This is a genomic window from Veillonella sp. 3627 (genome assembly GCF_003992195.1).
GTDB lineage: Bacteria > Bacillota > Negativicutes > Veillonellales > Veillonellaceae > F0422.
Genome location: NZ_RQVG01000008.1, coordinates 56803 through 77087, shown reverse-complemented (window position 1 = coordinate 77087; position 20285 = coordinate 56803). Strand labels below are relative to the sequence as shown.

The following is a 20285-nucleotide window of genomic DNA, read 5'->3' as shown; positions in this document are numbered from 1 at the left end:
GGGGAGTTCTGATGATTTTATGGGAAATATGCATAGTAGTATGTTAGATAGAGCGCCCTTATACTTGCAATCGGCCTTCAATCATAATAGGAACTTCTTTGCCATCTTTTGTAGTGCCTATGATGTTCATTTTTTCATGACCAATCATAAAGTCTGTATGTGCTAAGGATGTATTTAGTCCACGAGCGTGTAGTTCTTCTTGAGATAATCCATCGCTATGGGCTAAGCAAGTTGGATATGCAGCACCTAATGCTAAGTGGCAAGATGCATTTTCATCGTACAAGGTTTCAAAGAAAATCATATTGGATTGGCTAATAGGGGAGTAATGGTCTACAAGGGCTACTTCTCCAAGGTAGCAAGAGTTTTCATCCGTCTCGATGAGGTTTGTTAAATACTCACGACCTTGTTTGGCATCGTAGTCAACAACCTTACCATCTTTGAATGTCATATGGAAGTCTTCGATACGGTTTCCATCATAGATCAATGGTTTCGTAGAATACACGATACCGTTGGCACCTGCATAATGAGGAGCGGAAAAGACTTCTTCCGTTGGAATATTGGCATCAAAGATAATTCCTTTTTTAGATGATTCTTTACCACCTAACCATAAGTGCCCTTCTGGCATTTGTAAAGTTAAGTCTGTACCGTTTGGACAGGTATAATGTAAGGATACCAATTGTAAATCATTCAGTGTTTTGGTGCGCTTAGCAAGGCGATCTAAATGGTTGGCAAAGGATTCTTCTTCTGGTACGTGTTTCATACGACATAAGGTAAAGATAGTATTCCATAAGCGGTTGATTTTCTCTTCGTCTGTGCCCTCATAACCAAGCAAATCAGCCCATGTGAGAGTAGCTACTGAGGCTACACACCAAGTAAGGGTGGAATCCATAATGGCCTCGTGGTAAAATTTAGTTAACTTGCCCATGCTACGAGAGGCGAGGGCGATTTTTTCAGAAGGCACGCCTTCATAGGCAAATGGATTCGCACTGATTAAGGATAAAATACATGCGTTGGAATCAAGGATATGGTGATACATATCTTTAATCCAAGGCGCGGGATTAGATAAGACCTCATCTTTTACATGGGATAGACGAGACTTAGCTGTGATAGTGCTACGCCAATTAATGTGCACATCTTTGGCACCCAGTGCATAGGCCTCGTCCACAACGATGTATACAAAATCTTTATTTTCTACATCTCCATTAATGACTAACAGTTGGTTTTGTTGTAAATTGACTCCTTCTTGTAGTAAAAGACGGGCATATTGTTGTAAATCTTCTTTCATAATACCTCCCAATATATACTGGTAGTGAATTTTAAAGGATACTACTCATCTATGACGAACCTTTTGTTTGAAAGGATGTGATAGAATGAAAGTAACAAATCGAAAACGAATTGGCATCATCGTATGCCTATTCCTACTGTGTGTATGTGGATACTATCTTATTATAGCAGATACACCAATGAAAGGCGATGGATCACCATCTGATACCCCAAAGATTGTGAAGCAGTTAGACAAAGGAAATCGTGGTGGTCCAGTGGAGAAGGAAACGAAAGCAGATACAATTTTGGTGTATGTCACAGGAGCGGTAGAAGAACCAGGCTTGTATGAGCTACAAAGCCCTGCAACAGTGAAGTCAGCTATTGAGGCCAGCAAAGGACTATTACCCTATGCAGATGTGAATCATCTACATTTAGAAGATACCTTAGAGGAAAGCACACATATTCATGTAGATTTCAACTTTCACGGAAGTCCTGAGGAGTTACTACGAAAACAAAATATCTCTATTAATGATGGAACCGAAGCAGATTTACAAAAAATATCGGGCATAGGCCCTAAGATGGCGAAAAAGATTGTGGACTATCGTCAAGAACATGGTCCTTTCAAAAGTTTAGAAGAATTACGACAGGTGAAGGGCATAGGACCTGCATTGTATAAAAAAATTGTGGAGAAAGTACGATTATGAAAAGGTTACCCAAGCCAATAGATCTAGGTATCACCAGTGTGCTAGGAATGCTATTGGGAATTTGTATGAGCCTATACGAAAACGAATTACACACCTATCTTATGTATTGGTTAAGTATTATTACTATATTTGGCATCCTTGGGATAATAGGATTACGTGGATACGAACAACGTAATGAACATATGTATAAAATAATGCGATATGTGATGGGCTTAATGGGTATTATTTCTGTATTTACTGCTATAGGATATGTACATACAGATCGAGTCATCACACACTATTTTGAAGATAGACCGTTTTATTATGGTGCCGATGGTGCCTATTATGTGCAATTAACTAGTAACCCACAGCCTACGGTGACGCTAGATGGGATTATGACCATGGTAGATGCTGATGTAGAAGGTATGGATATAGATAAGAATGGCGCTACTGAGCATGTGCCAGCTAAGGGAAGTATTCGTATCTATGTGCCAGGAGAACCACCTATTCATATGGGAGACCGCTACGTCATTCGTGGTACTGTGAAAGGCTTTACCTATTACGAGCAAAGTGGTTCTCTGTCTATGAAAACGAGACATATCAATGATGGATTGCAAGGAAATTTGTACCAAGGTACCATAGAAGGTCCCTATACAGTAGAGAAGACCCTAGGCACATGGATAGCTGATACGGGGTATGCGCTGGGCGCTTATCTAGATAGAGTCCATCATTGGGTGGCACAACAATTTGAAGAGAATCTAGATCCATCCATTGCTAGCTTAGGCTCCTCCTTGGTACTAGGCGGTCAATATGCTATGCTACCAGAAACGATGGTAAAATTATTCAGTGAAACAGGGCTTATCCACATTTTGTCGGTGTCAGGGTCTCATATTGCCTTGTTATTTCTCATTATTTCTATCGTATTGCAGCGGGTGCATTTACGTAAAGGTGTAGAATTTTCCATCACTTGTGCTTTGATTTTACTGTACTGTACAATTGTGGGCTGGAGTCCGCCAGTATTACGATCTGCCATGATGGGACTATTAAGTGGATACGTTGTTATGCATGGTGGTATGTATCGTGCTTTACATGCGCTCCTACTATCTGCCTTATGTTTACTGTTATGGAAGCCATTATTCGCGGTAGATATTAGTTTTGTATTATCTTTTGGGTCTACCTTGGGGATCATCGGATTGTATCCCTATGTGTATCGGCTATTTCCGCCGAATCCTATCTCTAAAGGTGTGGCTTTATGTATCTCTGCACAAGTTCTTATATTTCCAATTGAATTATATTATTTTCATATACTTAGTTTTCTTAGTATTTTGTCCAACCTTATAGTAGGGCCCTTGCTAGATATAGCGATTATAGCAGGTCTTTTCTTGGCTATCCTAAATTTAGTATTTACTTTTACATTAGGTTGGTCTCTCTTAGGTTTTATTCTGAAAGCCAGTATGTCTCTGTTATTTGCTATCCGGAATCTAGGGCTACTGTGGTCACCGCCGATGCCTTTGTGGTTAGTGGTAGTGTGGTATCTAGGCGTGGCGTATATATATTGGTTGTTAGCACTGAAAGAGCCTATTCGTGTGGTATGGAATAGGATGGCAAGTATTGCACTCTTGATAGTAGGGATGTTGCCTTTAGTACTATCGTATGTGAAACTAACGGTGCAAGTCGTGCCTATTGCTATCTCCTCAGGACCAGCTTTCATGGTCTGTAAGACAGGCTTTTATAGGGAGGCATACCTATATATAGATGCTAAGAATGGAGATATTTCACCACGAGCGATGAAACAATGTATAGATGCCTTGCATCATCGTGGGTTTAGTCGTTGGAATGGTGTGTTTGTAGAAGGATATCAGAAGGGGTACACTCATATGGATACCTTAGAACATCTTTATAGTAAAGGGCAAGCAACTAAAGAGCTAACACTAGATTGGCTATCTGTACAAATTCACAGGAAAGCAGGCTATGAAATTATCGTAACAGGACATAGAAAGTTTCACTTTCATCCTAGAAAAGAAGGAGAAAAAGTTCAAGAAATAGTGTATAATACTAAGAGAGAAACGAATACAATATATGGCTTGACCGCTAGCAATCAATTATTGCATTATCAAGAACGAGGGGCAATGCATTTTATCGTGTGGAATACCTTGCACAGTCAATTTGATGTGGAGGAAGGCGTGTATATTGTAGGTAGTGATGAAAACAATGTAGTAACATTATAAGAGGTGCCAGATGGTTACATTACTCTATGGAGATGAACCACAATTATTAGAAGAAAAAAAACAGAATCTCTTACATCAATATACAGATCGGACCTTGCTTACCTTGCGTGAAGAGCAAGGTCCCGGTTCTATTTTAGGACAATTACAAGAAGTATCTCTCTTTGGTGAACCACGAGTATTTCTGCTTGTCCATTTGCCTATCTTTGATAAACCGAAGAAAAAGCTGGCTCCAGAGTGGCAAGGATTGCGAGACTATTTGCAAAGCTATACTGGAGAGGATCCTATTATTGTAGTGTATCCAGAAACCATTGATGGACGGTTGCAAGGAAATAAAGCATTTTTGGGAGCTGTAGAATCCTTTAAGTTTGAAAAAGTAGAGGGAGAAGCTCTCTTTCAGTGGATACAACAACATTGCAAGGCTCATAAGCAAAAGATAGATCCCGATGGCATGGCATATCTACGTGACTTGGTAGATTTGTGGAAGGATGTGCCTTTAGCATTTTTGCGCACAGAATTTGATCGATTGTTCCTACTGCTAAAAAAAGGGGAATCGATGACAGTACCATTTTTAAAAGAGCATATGACAGACTTTGGAGAGAAAAATATTTTCCGCTTTAAAGATGCTTTATTGGAGAAAGATGCGCGAACATTACTAGATTTATTCCCCTCTATGCTTAAGAATAAAAGTGTAGATATGGCGATGGCTTATGTGCATAATCAAATGCATTTGCAACTCATGGTCAGTGAATGTGCTTTTTATGGGATGACATTACCTGAGATTCAAAGCTTATTTAAGGAAAAAGGGATGAAAGCCAATCCCTATACAATTAAATTAGCCTTTGAAGCGCGTCGAAAAATTCAAATCCCAGCGGTGGCAACATTGATTAGCCAGCTATATCATTTAATTTTGCAAAGCCGTCAAGGTATAGCAGATATGAGCCAATTTCAAGATATTTGTTTAGCCTATTGCGCAAATTAGGAGAAGTATGAAACGAAAGTATATTGCCACTGTGTCAGCTCTTATAGCTCTCGTTGGGGGAGCTGTAACAGGGCTTGTATGGCCTACTGGAAACACTATTTATGGATTAACTATAGATGGTCATAGTATATCTCATCAAAGTATGGATGAAGTAGACACCTATTTACAAGAGCGGAACACACAGTCACAAAGGATTCGCATAGTAGATCCTAAGGGAAAAGAAACGACCATGAATTTAGCAGATTTAGGGATTACCATAGATAGGGTGGGAACCTTAACCGATGTAATGGATTATGGCTATGAAAGTGATGTCATGACCTATGTCATGCACCGAGTAGATGCGTTACTTCATGGAAAAGCGATGAACATTCGATATAAAGTAGATGGACCAGTGGCTGAGTCATATTTTTTGAATTATGCAAAGGCCATGGGACAAGTAGGAACTAATGCCACTGTTACTTTAGAAGGTAACACAGTGGTACATCAGCCCGCTAAGGTAGGCCGTAAGTTAGATGTGACAGCTACTATGAAGCGATTGCAAGAACAATTGCAAGAAGGTAAGGTAAAGACCCTAGAACTTGTTATCAATGAGTCTGCACAGCCTACGATAACAGATAAAGATTTAGTGTCTATCACTTCCATATTGGGGTCCTTTACGACTTATTTTGATGGCTCTAATACAAGCCGAGCCCATAATATTCATTTAGCATCTCAAAAAATTCATCAAACTTTTATTCCGGCAGGGGGTATTTTCTCCTTTAATCAAGTAGTAGGAGAACGGACTGCTGAAGCGGGTTATGACGATGCACCTGTATTTATGGGAGGACGTTTGGTGCCAGGTATTGGTGGCGGAATATGCCAAGTAAGTTCTACTTTATTTAATACTGCATTGTTATCTGGTATGGATATTGTAGAACGTGATACGCATTTTGCTCCTGTTTCCTATATACCAGTAGGCTTAGATGCTACTGTGGCGTGGGGATATATTGACTTTCAGTTTAAAAACCCTTATTCTAATCCCATCTATGTGATTGCCGAAGAAGGTGCTGGCTATGTGACAATTACTATATTAGGAGCTAAGGAAGATGTACCACAGTCTGTAACGATTACAAAGGGTAAAGAACAAAGAATTCCTAATAAAAAGATAGAAAAAATCGATGAGGCTGTGAAAGAGGAAACTGTAGAGGAAGCAGGTCATGAGGGAGTTTCTGTAGATACGACGAGAACCATAGTATATGGAGATGGGCGATCTTCTACCTATACCTTTAATTCTTATTATGAACCTGTAGATACGGTTGTTGTCACAGGTCCTAATGTGGTAAAAAAGCACAAAGAGGATTCTAGTAAAAAGAATGGATAGTTGAATCAATAAGGGAGTAGTACGATGAAATGCTATCATTTAGTACGAAGAGGAGAATCTAAAACAGATTTTTACTTTTACTTAAAAGATGGAAAATTGCATATATTTGGCTCTCCCGCTAAGGGGACATTAGATCCCGTGGTGCAACAACGCATAGAAGAGATTTGTCATGCTATTGGTTGTACCTACGAAGTGATAGATACTGGGGATTTCATGAACCAAATCATTCTCACTCGAATACCTAATGTAAACGTAGAGCAATTCCTTGGAGATGATTTAGGGAATAGTCCTCTGGAAGATGCAGAGTATCTTTTTTTACAACAGGCCAATGAAGTAGCAGATTACGATATCTATTGGGATATGGATGAAGAGAATCGATTCGATGAAATGGAACTCTATGTGAGTCGTGATGGTACCATAAAAACTTCGTCGGATTATGATGATTTATATGATGCGCCAGTGGTCATAGATCGTCCTAATACTCCGACTTCAACTGTGACTAGTAATTCTTCATATCCTATGCGTAGACGGAAGCTAACCACTGAAGATGGGATGTTATTAGGCCCTGTTTTTGATGAAGCTGACACGCATCGGACAGATGATTTCTTTGTAAGAACTGGAGAACAGGTTGTCATATCGGGACACTTTCACAGCTTAGATATACGAGAAATTCGACCTAAGGAAGATAGTAAGGCTGTACAAAAAGCACGTGAAAAAGGTGAGGAGCCTAAAAAACGGTATATTATTACTGGTCATCTAGTGGACGAGCACAATAGCTTGGCTATTAAACGATTTACCAGCCCTTCTGAAGATGGACCAAAGCTATTAAAAATTTTAAAATCTGTTGGGAGGGTGCAAATCAAAGGGGAAGTCATCTATGATGAGCAATTTGTACGAGATTATGTGTTAAATATGGATTCTGTGCGCCCTGTGGAGGATACGGAGAATGCGAAGCGCACAGATACTCACGAGGAAGCCAGAGTAGAACTTCACTTACATACAAAAATGTCCGAGAAAAATGCGCTAGTAGCAGTGAAAGATATTGTGAATCGTGTGAAAGATTGGGGACATCCAGCGGTAGCCATTACTGATCATGGGGTGGTACAAGCATTCCCAGAGGCACAAGCATACTCTTTGGAAAAAGGCGTGAAGATTCTCTATGGTGTAGAGGCCTATTTAATTGAAAAAGAGGACCAATCGACACCACATCATATTATTATGTTTGCAAAAAATATGGTAGGTTTACGGAATCTGTACAAGATGATTTCTATTAGCCATTTGAATTATTTTGATGAGTACCCAAGATTGCCAAGAGCTGTCATTGAAGACCATCGTGAAGGGATTCTTATAGGAACGGCTTGTAAATCTGGAGAATTGATTCAAGCTATGGTTCACGGTGCTACCGATGAAGAATTGCAGGAAATTGCTACATTTTATGATTATTTAGAAATTCAACCTCATGATAATTACAAGAGTTTTATAAAAGAAGGCTTGTTAAAAAATGAGGAAGATTTAAAAGAGATTAATCGTCGTATCGTCGGTTTAGGGGATACCTTGCAAATGCCTGTAGTAGCTACAGGTAATGTGCATTATATGGATCCTAAAGACAAAATGTACCGTGAAATCATGCTTACCGCTAGCGGTGTGAAAGATGCAAAAGACAAAGCAGATCAGCATATGCGTACCACTGATGAAATGTTGGAAGAGTTTGCTTACTTAGGAGAAGACAATGCCTACAAGGTGGTAGTGACCAATACGAGAGCTATAGAGCAAAGTATTGATTATATTGTACCGATTCCTAATGGCACCTATTCACCAAAAATCGAAGGGGCTGATAAAGCCTTGGAAGATATGTGCTATGCGAAAGCAAAGTCTATCTATGGAGATCCCTTGCCAAAGACGGTGCAAGATCGATTGGACTATGAACTTAAGAGTATTATCGGCAATGGTTTCGGTGTATTGTACTACATTGCCCATAAACTAGTAAAAAAATCTTTAGATGATGGGTACTTAGTAGGTTCTCGTGGTTCTGTAGGATCCTCCTTTGTAGCCACCATGGCGGATATTACGGAGGTAAATCCATTAGAGCCACATTATGTTTGTCCACAGTGCAAGTGGAGTGAGTTCTATTTGAAAGGGGAATATGCGGGGGGCTTTGACTTGCCACGGCGCAATTGTCCTGAATGTGGTACGCCACTTATCGCGAATGGTCACGATATTCCTTTCGCTATCTTTATGGGATTCCATGGGGATAAGGTCCCAGATATTGATTTGAACTTCTCTGGCGATTACCAAGGTCGTGCCCATAAATACACGGAAGAATTGTTTGGACGAGATAATGTATTTAGAGCTGGAACCATCGGTACCATTGCGGATAAAACGGCGATTGGCTATGCCTACAAATATGCAGATGTGAATGATTTACAAAAACGACGAGGTTTTATTGAAAAGTTATCTACAGGCTTTACAAAAGTAAAGAATACCACAGGTCAGCATCCGGGAGGCATCATGGTTTGCCCTCGAGATATGGATGTACATCATTTCACACCAGTTCAATATCCAGCTAATAAAAAAGAAAGTGGCATTATTACCACACACTTTGACTATCATTCTATTGAAGGTCGTATGACCAAACTAGATATACTGGGCCATGATGATCCTACTATCATTCGTATGTTAGAAGATATGACGGGTATACCATCTACGAGTATTCCTTTTGATGACCCCGCCACATTGAGTTTATTCTCCTCAACGAAAGCATTAGGCTTGACGCCGGCTCAATTACAAGGGGATAAAGTGGCTACCTTGGCAGTACCTGAATCAGGTACTGGATTTGTACGGGCTATGCTGGAAGATTCAAAACCACAAACCTTTTCTGACTTAGTGCGGATCTCTGGTTTCTCTCATGGTACAAATGTATGGGTAGATAATGCGCAGACCTTGATTAAAACAGGGACATGTAAATTGAATGAAGCTATCTCTACCCGTGATGATATTATGAACTTTTTGCGTAATCACGGTGTAGCAGATAATGTAGCCTTTTCTGTTATGGAAAATGTGCGTAAAGGGAAGGGTATCGAAAAGCGTAATAAAGAGGGGATTGCCCAAACAGATTATGAAGACCAAATGCGAGCAGCCCAAGTGCCGGAGTGGTTTATTGGGTCTTGTAAAAAGATTTCCTATTTATTCCCACGGGCCCATGCCGTAGCTTATGTTATGATGGCATTCCGCATTGCGTGGTATAAGATTAATTATCCATTAGCATTCTATGCATCGTATTTTTCTATTCGAGCAAAAGCCTTTGACTTGAAAATTATGATGGGCTCCTTGGAAGAGCAGCAGCAAGAGTTTAAACGTTTGAAAGCATTAGCTGCGAAGTATGAAGCATCACCAAAGGAAAAAGATTTAATGTCTGCCTTAGAGGTATCCTTGGAAATGAAACAGCGAGGGTACTCATTTGCCAATGTAGAGTTATACAAATCTCAAGCAAGACGGTTTATGATTAAAGATGAAACCTCTTTATTACCGCCATTTGTAGCTGTTACTAGTTTAGGCGAAAAGGTAGCAGATGCCATCGTAGAAGAACGAGAGCAAGCAGAGTTCTTATCGATTAAAGATTTGCGGAGACGTACAAAAATGTCTCAAACCATTGCCAATCGCATGGTGGAATTAGGTTGTTTAGGCGACTTACCAGAAGATGAGCAAATGAGTTTATTTGGATGATAGGAGGTATATATGTCAGAAGTTAGAGAAGCAGTATGGATAGGCGTTGATGTGGGAACTACAGGCGTGCGTGCTATGGCATATACAGCACAAGGTAAATCTGTAGCTGTACGAGATGCTTTTTATCCATTAGAAACACCACAATATGATCGAGCAGAGCAGAATCCTCAACAAATATATGATGCGGCAGAAGAAGTCATTGCTGGAGTTGTAAAAGATTTACAATATAAACTAGTCACTATATCCGGGATTGCTTTAAGCTCAGTGATGCATAGTTTTATTCCTCAAGATGAACATTTTGATTTATTAGGGAATATGATTACTTGGGCAGATAGCAGAAGTTCCAACACTGTACACCGTATGGAACAAGACGAAACGTGTAAACAATTCTACTATAGAACAGGCTGTCCGCTACATGCATCCTATCCATTGGCAAAAATCATATGGGTCAAAGAAAATCAACCTGAAATCTTTGCTCGTATGGCGCATATTGGATCTATTAAAGATTACATGTTCCGTTTGATGACAGGAGAATGGGTAACAGATAAATCAGTGGCATCTAGTTCTGGTTTATTTAATGCTTTTACAGAAACTTGGGATTCTGAGATTTTAGACTATGTAGGAATTCAAGAAGAACAACTACCTAAGGTAGTATCTACTACGTATAGTGGTAAGTTAGTAGCAGGCGTAGCAGAGCGTTTAGGTTTACCTGTGAATACACCGGTTGTCATCGGTGCTACTGATGGAGTACTGGTGAATGTTGGTATTGGCGCTGTATCTAAAGGGCAGTTAAGTGCTACTATAGGTACATCTGGGGCTATACGCATGCTTACAGAAAAGCCGCAAATGGATCCAAAAGGTCGTACTTGGTGCTATAATTTAACAGATACCATGTGGGTGGCTGGTGGAGCTATCAACAATGGCGGTATGATTTTGCGCTGGATGCGAGATCGTATCCTGCATTATCATGGCTCCCAAATGGAACAATTATCGGTGGATCCTTATGATTTAATGACCATGAAAGCAAGACATGTACCGGCTGGATCTGGTGGCTTGTTATTAATGCCATACTTTACTGGTGAACGAGCTCCTTATTGGAACTCTGATCTGCGTGGTGCTTTCGTAGGTTTATCCTTAAATCATAGTCGCTCTTACATGATTCGCGCCACAATGGAAGGGATTTGTTATAGCTTACGGTTTGTTCTTGATGCATTACGTGAGTTTGAAGAGGTAAAAGATATCCGCATTAGTGGTTCTTTCACTAAATCTGAATTATGGGTACAAATTATGAGTGATATATTCGGTGAACATATCACCCTACCAAATAATAGTGAAGGTGCCTCCTTTGGCGCCGCTGTGTTAGGGTTTATTTCTGATGGAACTTTATCAGATATTAAGGATACAGCAGAGCTAGTACAGCCTGAATGTATTTATCACCCTAAGGAGCAACATCAAGCCGTATATGAAGAACTTTTCTCTATTTATGAAAGTTTGTATACTCATATGAAAGACGATTTGGCACGTCTTGTTCAGTTCCAAAAGGAACATCCATTTAGTCGTTTGTAATTAGAAAGGAGACTAGAAATGCCATTAGTTATTCTTGCATTAGGAATTATTTTACTATTTTTCCTAATCGTAAAAGTAAAGATGAATAGCTTTTTATCATTGCTATTGGTCTGTGTATTATTAGCCTTTGGAGAAGGATTGCCGCTTGACAAAATTTTCCCAACCATCCAAAAAGGCTTAGGAGCTACCTTAGGTGGTTTAACAATCGTAGTAGGCTTTGGCGCTATTTTAGGTAAATTGATGGCCGATAGCGGTGGAGCGCAACGTATTGCAACTACATTGATCAACATGTTTGGTCGTAATAATGTAAGATGGGCTGTATGTTTAACTGGATTTATTGTAGGTATTGCTTTATTCTATGAAATTGGTTTCGTCTTATTGATTCCTTTGATCTTTACCATTGCTAAATCTGCGGATATTCCATTGTTAGAAGTAGGTATGCCAATGGTAGCAGCCTTATCTGTGACACATGGTTTCTTGCCTCCACATCCAGGTCCTACAGCGATTTCTGTATTATTTAATGCAGACATTGGATTAACATTGGTGTATGGTATTTTAATCGGTATTCCTACAGTTATTTTGGCAGGTCCATTATTGTATAATACTGTGAAAGATATCAAAACAGATATCCCTGAAGGCCTTCATAATGATAAGGTATTTACAGAAGAGGAAATGCCATCCTTTGGAGTATCTATCTTTACAGCATTAGTACCAGTTATCTTGATGGCCGCTACAGCTATTGGTAAAATGATGAATCTACCAAAAACATCTACCATTATGGTCATTCTTAACTTCATTGGTGATCCTTCTGTAGCGTTGACAATTTCTATTATTATTGCTTTCTATACGTTTGGCTTCGCTCGTGGCAAATCTATGAAAGATATTATGGCTACTTCTGAAAAAGCGATATTAACAGTAGCTATGATTCTATTTGTTGTAGGAGCTGGTGGAGCACTAAAACAAGTATTGATCGATAGCGGTGTGGGTACCTATATCGGTGAATTAGTGATGCAAGTGAATGTATCTCCATTAGTATTAGCTTGGTTAATTGCTGTGGTGATTCGTATTGCTGTTGGTTCTGCTACAGTGGCAGCTATGACAGCTGGCGGCATTGTGGCGCCGTTAATTCCATTAACAGGTGTAAGCCCTGAATTGATGGTAATTGCAGTAGGTGCTGGTTCTGTATTCTTTAGCCCACCAAATGACCCAGGATTCTGGTTATTTAAAGAGTTTTTCGGATTATCTGTCAAACAAACATTACGCTCTTGGTGTATGGTAGAAACAGTGATTGCCGTATGTGGATTAATTGGTGTAGAAATCATTAATTTATTCTTATAATAAAAAATCCCCAGTCCAGTGAATGGATTGGGGATTTTATATTATATATTTACCAATAGAACTGCATGATCCAATGTAAGATAGGTATACCCAATACATTGATTAATACAGTAGCTGTAATTGGAACAACTAGGAAAGCTTTTACAGATTTTCTGTAGCGACCACCGAGGGTAGCGATAGTTGCTACCGTGTTTGGTGTGATTCCTAAGCCGTGGCCAAGGAGGGCGGCGCCGATGACAACGCCGTCGTAATCTTTACACAGCACAGGGAATACGATGAATCGTGTAAACAGAATAATCGCAATGACTTGTACCACAAGAATCACAAGCATTGGTCCTGTAAGCGCACGTAATGCGATGACAGGTACGCTCATGAACACAGTAGTTAAGAAGATGGTAATACTAATTTGACTAAATAAGGCAATAGCTTTAGAATTGATGAACGTTTGGCCCATGGCATCGCCACCATTACGAATAGCAATGGCCAATAACATGGATACAATGAACGTAGGAATGTGCAAACCGAAGGTATCTAATAAGTAGTGGGAACCGCCGATGCCGATGCTGACACAGATTAGAACCAACAATAAGTTGATGATAATCCCAACCGGTGTCGGTGCTGGTGAATCTGGTGGAGGAGGTGCTGTTTCATAGCGATTGAACTTTTCGATTAAATATTGTCCCATAGGACCGCCGATGAACACACCGATAATGGTAGTGAATGCAATGATACCATGTGCCACAGTTTCACCATTTAAGGCATTCCCTAAGTCATGACCTAAGGCGGACACAAAGTTGTAGCTGCTTTCAAGAGATAAAGAGCCTAATAAAATAGCATAGTGTTTGTCTAATCCAAATAGACTAGCTAGTCCTAAGCCAATGCTGATTTGCATAATCACAAGCAAAGTACTCATGCCCCAGTAGCGAGGGATTGCTTTTAACGAAGATGTACAAATTTGCACGGGCGCTACTAGCCCCATAGTGGCGAAGAATGCCACCATAGCAGGAACGAGAACAGCCTTGTCCAGAGTAATGAGTATAAGACCAGAAATTTGTAGTAGAAATACAATTATTGCTACAGTTAAACCACCAATAGCAGGCACTGGGATAGCCCAACGATGCAAGATGTTAATGTGCTTGTGCATAAAGGTTCCAAGTAAGAAGGAAAACAGTGAGAGTATGACCGTTTCTACAGCGCCAAGATGTAATTGTAGCATGTACGACGATGCCATGAAATGCCTCCTAACTTTAGGTACAAAAGACTATGATGGTGCAGTAGTGCTCATAGGATTCACTTGCACCAAAATCATAGTGAGATAGTCTGAAATAATACCCTCCTATTATACAACTAAACATCTAATATGTAAAAGCTATCCATAAGAAATGAATATCAATACATGAACACAAAATACTAATATAACAGATACATAGGAATATATACATACCGATATGTCTACGGAGGTATACAGAAAAAGCGCACTGTCCACGAAGGATAGTGCGCTTTTATGAAAGATCAGGAAAGTATTATTATGAGTTTAACTTTCTGGTGTTTTAAGAGGACACAATAAACCTCGGCGGTAGTCGCGTATTCCAGAAAGGACAACGCGGAGTGCACGCTGTGCGTCAGCTTTTGAGAGGGGCGGTATTCCATCTAAGCGATAGGAAATGCCAAGACTTTCATATTTATTAACCCCCATGACGTGGTAAGGTAAGCAATCTACGGCTTTCAAATGTTTGAAGGAACCTAGAAAGAAACCAAGCCGATACCAGCGATCGCGATTATCTGTGATGGTTGGGACTACCACGTGGCGCACCCAAAAATCTGTTCCATGAGCGTCTACAAATTGAGCGAACTCTAGGACCGCATCATTAGGTTTGCCGGTTAGTGTTTCGTGTATAGAGGAATCGATCTCTTTCACATCAAGAATGACTAAATCCGTTACGTCAAGAAGCAGTTTGTACTCTCTAGCCTGTTCCTGTGTGTAGCAAATCCCGCTTGTATCTAGACAAGTATGAATTCCCTTTCCGTGAAAGAAAGTAAAGAGTTCGATAATAAAAGGGAGTTGCAACAATGCTTCGCCACCAGTGACAGTAATGCCTCCAGTGATATAAAAGTCTCGATTCCTTTCAAATTGTGTCCACACATCTGCCACCGTCATTTCTTGGGCATACGTAGAGGGATCCCAAGTATCTGGGTTATGGCAATAGGCACATCGCAATGGGCAACCTTGAAGGAAGAGGACAAATCGCATGCCCGGACCATCCACAGTTCCCATAGTCTCAATGGAATGAATACGACCTACCATAGTGTATTACATGGATTGATGGAATGTACGAGCAATCACTTCGTCTTGTTGAGCTTTTGTCAACTTATTGAAATGAACTGCATAACCAGATACACGGATAGTCAATTGTGGATACAATTCAGGATGTTTTTGAGCATCTAATAATGTTTCACGATTGAATACATTCACGTTTAAATGGTGGCCGCCTTTTTTGCTGTACCCATCTAATAACTGTACTAAATTATCAACTTGTTGTTCGTTTGTCATAGTTACTCCTTTTCTTCAGGGAATGTAACATTTGGCTCACGGCAAGCTAGATTTTCACAACCATCGGCTAATGCATGTTCAATATTGCCTAGGTCTATATCTAGGTCCAAGTCGCCTAATGTAACCATAGACTCTCCGGATTTACCAAGAGAATCTGGAATAATAGAGAATGTATTAGAAATACCATCGCAACAATCACGCCATGGCATTTTAGCAACAGATGCTAGGGAAGAGATAGCCCCGTGTTCGTCACGACCATGCATAGGGTTGGCACCAGGAGCAAATGGAATACCTGCTTTACGTCCGTCAGGAGTAGCACCAGTGGCATTACCGTATACCACATTCGATGTAATGGTTAATAGTGACATAGTAGGTACGGATTGACGATAGGTTGGATGTTTACGAATTTTATTCATAAACCCAGATACCACCGTAGCAGCTAAATCATCTACACGATCATCATCATTACCATATTTAGGGAATTCGCCTTCAATTTCAAAATCAATAGCAATACCATTTTCATCACGTATAGGTTTTACTTTCGCATATTTAATAGCGGATAAAGAATCAGCTACTACGGAAAGTCCAGCAATACCTGTAGCAAACCAACGTGTTACCTTACGGTCATGCAATGCCATTTCCAATTTTTCATAGGCGTATTTGTCATGCATGTAATGAATGATATTTAAAGCATTCACATATACACCTGCTAACCATTCCGTCATATCTTCAAAGCGTTCCATGACTTCGTCGAAGTCAAGGTATTCTGAAGTAATAGGGCGGAATTTTGGACCTACTTGTTTTTTCAGCTTTTCATCTACGCCACCATTGATTGCGTATAGTAAGGCTTTCGCTAAGTTACAGCGAGCGCCAAAGAATTGCATTTCTTTACCAATACGCATAGGGGATACGCAGCAAGCGATGGCGTAATCATCGCCAGAATTTGGACGCATGATTTCGTCGTTCTCATATTGAATGGAAGATGTTGCAATAGAGAGCTTCGCACAGAACTTTTTGAAACCTTCAGGAAGGGAAGGAGACCAAAGTACTGTTAAGTTTGGTTCAGGAGCAGGACCAAGGTTTTGCAATGTATGTAGGACACGGAATGCCGTTTTAGACACTAGTGTACGTCCATCAGTGCCCATACCACCGATAGACTCAGTTGTCCATACAGGATCACCAGTAAATAAATTGTTGTATTCATGGATACGTGCGAAACGAACCATGCGCAATTTCATAATGAAGTGATCCACCATTTCTTGGATTTGTTCTTCTGTATATTTACCAGATTTCAAATCACGTTCTGCATAGATGTCCAAGAAAGTGGAGTTACGTCCGATAGACATAGCTGCACCGTTTTGTTCTTTGATAGCACCCAAATAGCCAAAGTATAGCCATTGGATAGCTTCTTTTACATCGGTAGCAGGTTTGGAGATATCAAATCCGTAGGACGCAGCCATCTCTTTTAACTCTTTCAAAGAACGGATTTGATCTCGAATTTCTTCGCGGTCACGAATGACATCTGGCATCATATCGCCCATGGTGATATTGAATTGATCTTCTTTATCCTTGATCAAATAATCTACACCATATAAGGCTACACGGCGATAATCACCGATAATTCGGCCGCGGCTATACGCGTCAGGTAGGCCCGTAATAATGTGAGCAGAGCGAGCAGCTCGCATCTCAGGTGTATATACATCAAATACACCATCATTATGTGTCTTACGATGAGTTTTAAAGAATGCTTCAAGAGTTGGATCCATTTTGTAACCATACTCTTCGATAGCACTTTTAGCAGTTCGTAAACCACCATAAGGGAACATGGCACGTTTCAAAGGATAATCAGTTTGAAGACCTACAATTTGTTCATCTTCTTGAATAATATATCCAGGGGCATGCGCCGTAATATGAGTTGCTACATCAGTGTCTGCATCGATGACAGAACCTTTTTGTCGTTCTTCCTCATATAAATCTAATACCCGTTGCCAAAGTCTAGTAGTTCGTTCTGTAGGACCTACTAGAAAAGAATCATCGCCTACATAAGGCACATAGTTTCGTTGGATAAAATCGCGTACGTCCACGGACTTATCCCATACACCTGTATTGAAGTCTTTCCATGCTTGTTGCATAATATACCTCCAAATACACATTAAAACGCAACCCATAGGGTTAACTTTATTGTAATCTATAATAATTATCATTACAATATAAAAGTTTTTATGGGTTATATTATTTTTGAAAGAGATGTATGAGTAAATAGTCAAACAATAAATAACGCTATATACAGGATGTAAGATATCTAATAAGGTATATTACAAAGTTGTATATAGCGTTACTATAGTATAGATTTATATTTTAAAAATTAAGAAATATACTCACTTTTTGGTGTGGTGATATAGAACTCTCTCTTTAATGATATGGTAAGTACGTGAGAAATACGGTTTTAATTGACTTTCACTTAGGTCACTACCAAAGGCACGTTCACTGACAAGGAACAGTGGCGGAGATTGGATGCGTTTTGCCACCGCTAAGCCGTTGAATGATTTCCACCAGCGTTCAAGGTCGTTGATAAACTGTTCTGTGGATGTGAAATAGTGAGAAATTGGGTTTGGCAATCCTAATAGGTGTTCCAATGTACCGTTCTCGTAGGTGCACAAGATATCCTCAGGAGGCAAACGCTGATGAGGCAGTGTATGTGGTGTACCCTCTACGAAGGCACGGAACAAGCAATCATGGTATTCGTATTGCAATGGGTCACCTAGTCCTTGCGTTACATCCTGTGCATCGGAAAGCTCCGCACTAGGGACCACATCGATGGATCCTTGAGGGATTAATTCATGCTTAAAAATGTGCTCATTCATGTAGCTAGCCAAAGCATACACATCTGTTTTCCACACATCTCCCGTTACAGCGAGGAAACCTGCCAAATCACCGTACATCGTAGCATAACCGATGGTGAACTCTGTTTTATTGCCATTGCACGTGAAAGCCCCGTTCACAGCGGATGCTATACCAGCTAGGATACGAGATGAACGATCACGAGCTTGGATGTTTTCTTTGGCAAGGGTAGATAGCTGTAAGAATATGGTAGTATCTAAGTCGGTATCCACATGAGTTTGCTCAATATGATTTGTAGTAATTTGCTGCGATTCACATATAATATCTGTAGTAGAATTGGAGATAGTAGCATCATCTGCTGGTATATGCTTATGTACATGACCAGAGGCCTTTAGAGGGGATTTTGTAAAAGTCTGACCTTCTAGTTGTGCAATAGTGGCGTTCACACCTTCCTCGATAGGGAATACGCCATAATGGCAACCGATGTTCTGTGCTAATTGGTAGGCCAAATCTTTCGTCATATCTGAGTTGTAACGGCTTGGCATATTGACTAAGTATAAATTTTCTGGTGCTAATACAGTGCTGTACAAAGCAGCATTAAGGGCAGAGTCAATGCCACCAGAAGCACCGATGACAATTTTTTTAATCCCAGTTTGTGCTAAAAATTGACGAATGCCGTATTGAAGGGCTTTGAATAGGGTAGGGATGTAGTTAGGTACTGTCCCATATGTATTATCTGAATCGTTTGAGGCATGTGAAAGTGGCTGCCATAAGGTATCTTTCAATAAGGTAGGTCGTACAGTGTTTTCAAAAGCAGGTACTTCCTCCACAACAGAACCGTTCACGTCATATAGCGTGGAGCAACCGTCATAGATGCAGATATTTTTTCCATTGTTTTGAATTCCCACGTGGTTTGTATAGGCAATAGGAGTATTGTATTGTTTGGCTTGTGCACTAAATAGGGCGCGGCGTTGTTTTTGCTTATGAATTGTGTAAGGCGAAGAGGAACAATTCACAATCAGATCAATGTGCTGACCTTTCGCTTTTGCAGATTCTACCATAAGACTGGTCGGACAATCTGGATAGTGCGTGTCCCAGCTATCTTCACAGATAACAGGAGCAATAGTGAAAGCTCCTTGACGAGTGGAAATCGTGAGAGGCTGATTGATATTCGATAAAGAAAGATTGCGCTCTTTCATGACTACATTGGCGCTAGTGAAATGCCGAGGTTCATTAAAGTACCGATAACATGGCAATAAGGTTTTAATTGTAAATGGATAAGGCTGGGATGGATTGGATACCAGTTGTCCTTTGGATGCTACATATAGAGCATTGTATTTGCGAAGGCTGCCGTCCAAGTTACGTAGATGTTCATCGATTCCTACATTACCAAAAATAATGGTGAGATTTGTGTTAGCGGTGGCTTTAACAATTTCGTCACCATAATAGAGACAATCGTTTATAAAAGGCACTTGGTCCCACAAGTCGCCTACCATGTATCCGCTGAGACACAATTCCGGAAAGATAAGGATGTCCGTGCTCACCGCCTTGGCGTAGTCGATGGCATGCATCATAGATTGAAAGTTTGTAGCAGGATCACCGGGGTGCACCTGAATTTGTCCAAAAGCAATACGAATCATGGAGAACTCCTTTATAGAATAGATTACAGTGTTGATAGTTGGTGTGTATATTATAGCATTTTATGGATGATTTGTAGTGAGGAAGAAAATGGTAAAAAATTTATAACTGCTAA

At 40.2% G+C, this 20285-nt stretch carries 13 protein-coding genes; 7 read left to right on the top strand and 6 right to left on the bottom strand.

Translation table 11 applies throughout. The annotated features are described in order from the left end of the window. Positions 1-58: 58 nt before the first annotated feature. Positions 59-1285, bottom strand: coding sequence for an aminopeptidase (locus tag EO114_RS05370; RefSeq protein WP_127061961.1), 1227 nt, complete (start codon positions 1283-1285; stop codon positions 59-61). A gap of 85 nt (positions 1286-1370) precedes the next feature. Here EO114_RS05370 and EO114_RS05365 point away from each other — a divergent pair, with 85 nt between their 5' ends. The 7 genes from EO114_RS05365 to EO114_RS05335 all read left to right on the top strand — a co-directional run bounded on the left by EO114_RS05365 (position 1371) and on the right by EO114_RS05335 (position 13140). After that, complete coding sequence (locus tag EO114_RS05365; protein WP_127011090.1) at positions 1371-1967, top strand: helix-hairpin-helix domain-containing protein; 597 nt, start codon at positions 1371-1373, stop codon at positions 1965-1967. 65 nt (positions 1968-2032) lie between these two features. Beyond that, complete coding sequence (locus EO114_RS05360; RefSeq protein ID WP_206168667.1) at positions 2033-4174, top strand: ComEC/Rec2 family competence protein; 2142 nt, start codon at positions 2033-2035, stop codon at positions 4172-4174. A gap of 10 nt (positions 4175-4184) precedes the next feature. Then, complete coding sequence (gene holA, locus EO114_RS05355; RefSeq protein ID WP_127061957.1) at positions 4185-5153, top strand: DNA polymerase III subunit delta; 969 nt, start codon at positions 4185-4187, stop codon at positions 5151-5153. Positions 5154-5160: 7 nt separating this feature from the next. Next, positions 5161-6513 carry a VanW family protein gene (locus EO114_RS05350; protein WP_127061955.1) on the top strand — a complete coding sequence of 451 codons (1353 nt, stop codon included), beginning with the start codon at positions 5161-5163 and terminating at the stop codon, positions 6511-6513. Between the two features lie 24 nt (positions 6514-6537). After that, the gene (locus EO114_RS05345) at positions 6538-10236 is read left to right on the top strand and encodes a PolC-type DNA polymerase III (protein ID WP_127061953.1); all 3699 of its coding nucleotides are present in this window, start codon (positions 6538-6540) and stop codon (positions 10234-10236) included. A 12-nt stretch (positions 10237-10248) separates the two neighbouring features. Next, positions 10249-11802: a gluconokinase gene (locus tag EO114_RS05340; RefSeq protein ID WP_062403057.1), complete on the top strand. Its 1554-nt coding sequence runs from the start codon at positions 10249-10251 to the stop codon at positions 11800-11802. An 18-nt stretch (positions 11803-11820) separates the two neighbouring features. Then, positions 11821-13140 (top strand): gluconate:H+ symporter, encoded by a 1320-nt coding sequence (locus EO114_RS05335; RefSeq protein WP_009353623.1) that lies wholly within the window; start codon positions 11821-11823, stop codon positions 13138-13140. A 49-nt stretch (positions 13141-13189) separates the two neighbouring features. Here the strand turns inward: EO114_RS05335 and EO114_RS05330 are convergent, their stop codons facing one another. The 5 genes from EO114_RS05330 to EO114_RS05310 form a co-directional block, all read right to left on the bottom strand. Then, on the bottom strand, positions 13190-14371 hold the full coding sequence (locus EO114_RS05330; protein ID WP_127061951.1) for a sodium/glutamate symporter: 1182 nt from the start codon (positions 14369-14371) through the stop codon (positions 13190-13192). Between the two features lie 303 nt (positions 14372-14674). After that, positions 14675-15445, bottom strand: a complete 771-nt coding sequence (gene pflA / locus EO114_RS05325; protein WP_127061949.1) for a pyruvate formate-lyase-activating protein — start codon at positions 15443-15445, stop codon at positions 14675-14677. Between the two features lie 6 nt (positions 15446-15451). Then, positions 15452-15691, bottom strand: coding sequence for an autonomous glycyl radical cofactor GrcA3 (grcA3, locus tag EO114_RS08010; protein ID WP_009353611.1), 240 nt, complete (start codon positions 15689-15691; stop codon positions 15452-15454). A 2-nt stretch (positions 15692-15693) separates the two neighbouring features. Next, on the bottom strand, positions 15694-17823 hold the full coding sequence (gene pflB / locus EO114_RS05315; RefSeq protein WP_062403048.1) for a formate C-acetyltransferase: 2130 nt from the start codon (positions 17821-17823) through the stop codon (positions 15694-15696). Between the two features lie 246 nt (positions 17824-18069). Next, a complete protein-coding gene (locus tag EO114_RS05310; RefSeq protein WP_127061947.1) occupies positions 18070-20172 on the bottom strand; it encodes a nitrilase-related carbon-nitrogen hydrolase in 2103 nt (700 codons plus the stop codon). Positions 20173-20285: the final 113 nt, after the last annotated feature.

Coding starts and splice junctions, on each gene's coding strand:
- EO114_RS05370 (WP_127061961.1), bottom strand. CDS start 1,285: ATGAAAGAAGATTTACAACAATATGCCCGTCTTTTACTACAAGAAGGA.
- EO114_RS05365 (WP_127011090.1), top strand. CDS start 1,371: ATGAAAGTAACAAATCGAAAACGAATTGGCATCATCGTATGCCTATTC.
- EO114_RS05360 (WP_206168667.1), top strand. CDS start 2,033: ATGAGCCTATACGAAAACGAATTACACACCTATCTTATGTATTGGTTA.
- holA (WP_127061957.1), top strand. CDS start 4,185: ATGGTTACATTACTCTATGGAGATGAACCACAATTATTAGAAGAAAAA.
- EO114_RS05350 (WP_127061955.1), top strand. CDS start 5,161: ATGAAACGAAAGTATATTGCCACTGTGTCAGCTCTTATAGCTCTCGTT.
- EO114_RS05345 (WP_127061953.1), top strand. CDS start 6,538: ATGAAATGCTATCATTTAGTACGAAGAGGAGAATCTAAAACAGATTTT.
- EO114_RS05340 (WP_062403057.1), top strand. CDS start 10,249: ATGTCAGAAGTTAGAGAAGCAGTATGGATAGGCGTTGATGTGGGAACT.
- EO114_RS05335 (WP_009353623.1), top strand. CDS start 11,821: ATGCCATTAGTTATTCTTGCATTAGGAATTATTTTACTATTTTTCCTA.
- EO114_RS05330 (WP_127061951.1), bottom strand. CDS start 14,371: ATGGCATCGTCGTACATGCTACAATTACATCTTGGCGCTGTAGAAACG.
- pflA (WP_127061949.1), bottom strand. CDS start 15,445: ATGGTAGGTCGTATTCATTCCATTGAGACTATGGGAACTGTGGATGGT.
- grcA3 (WP_009353611.1), bottom strand. CDS start 15,691: ATGACAAACGAACAACAAGTTGATAATTTAGTACAGTTATTAGATGGG.
- pflB (WP_062403048.1), bottom strand. CDS start 17,823: ATGCAACAAGCATGGAAAGACTTCAATACAGGTGTATGGGATAAGTCC.
- EO114_RS05310 (WP_127061947.1), bottom strand. CDS start 20,172: ATGATTCGTATTGCTTTTGGACAAATTCAGGTGCACCCCGGTGATCCT.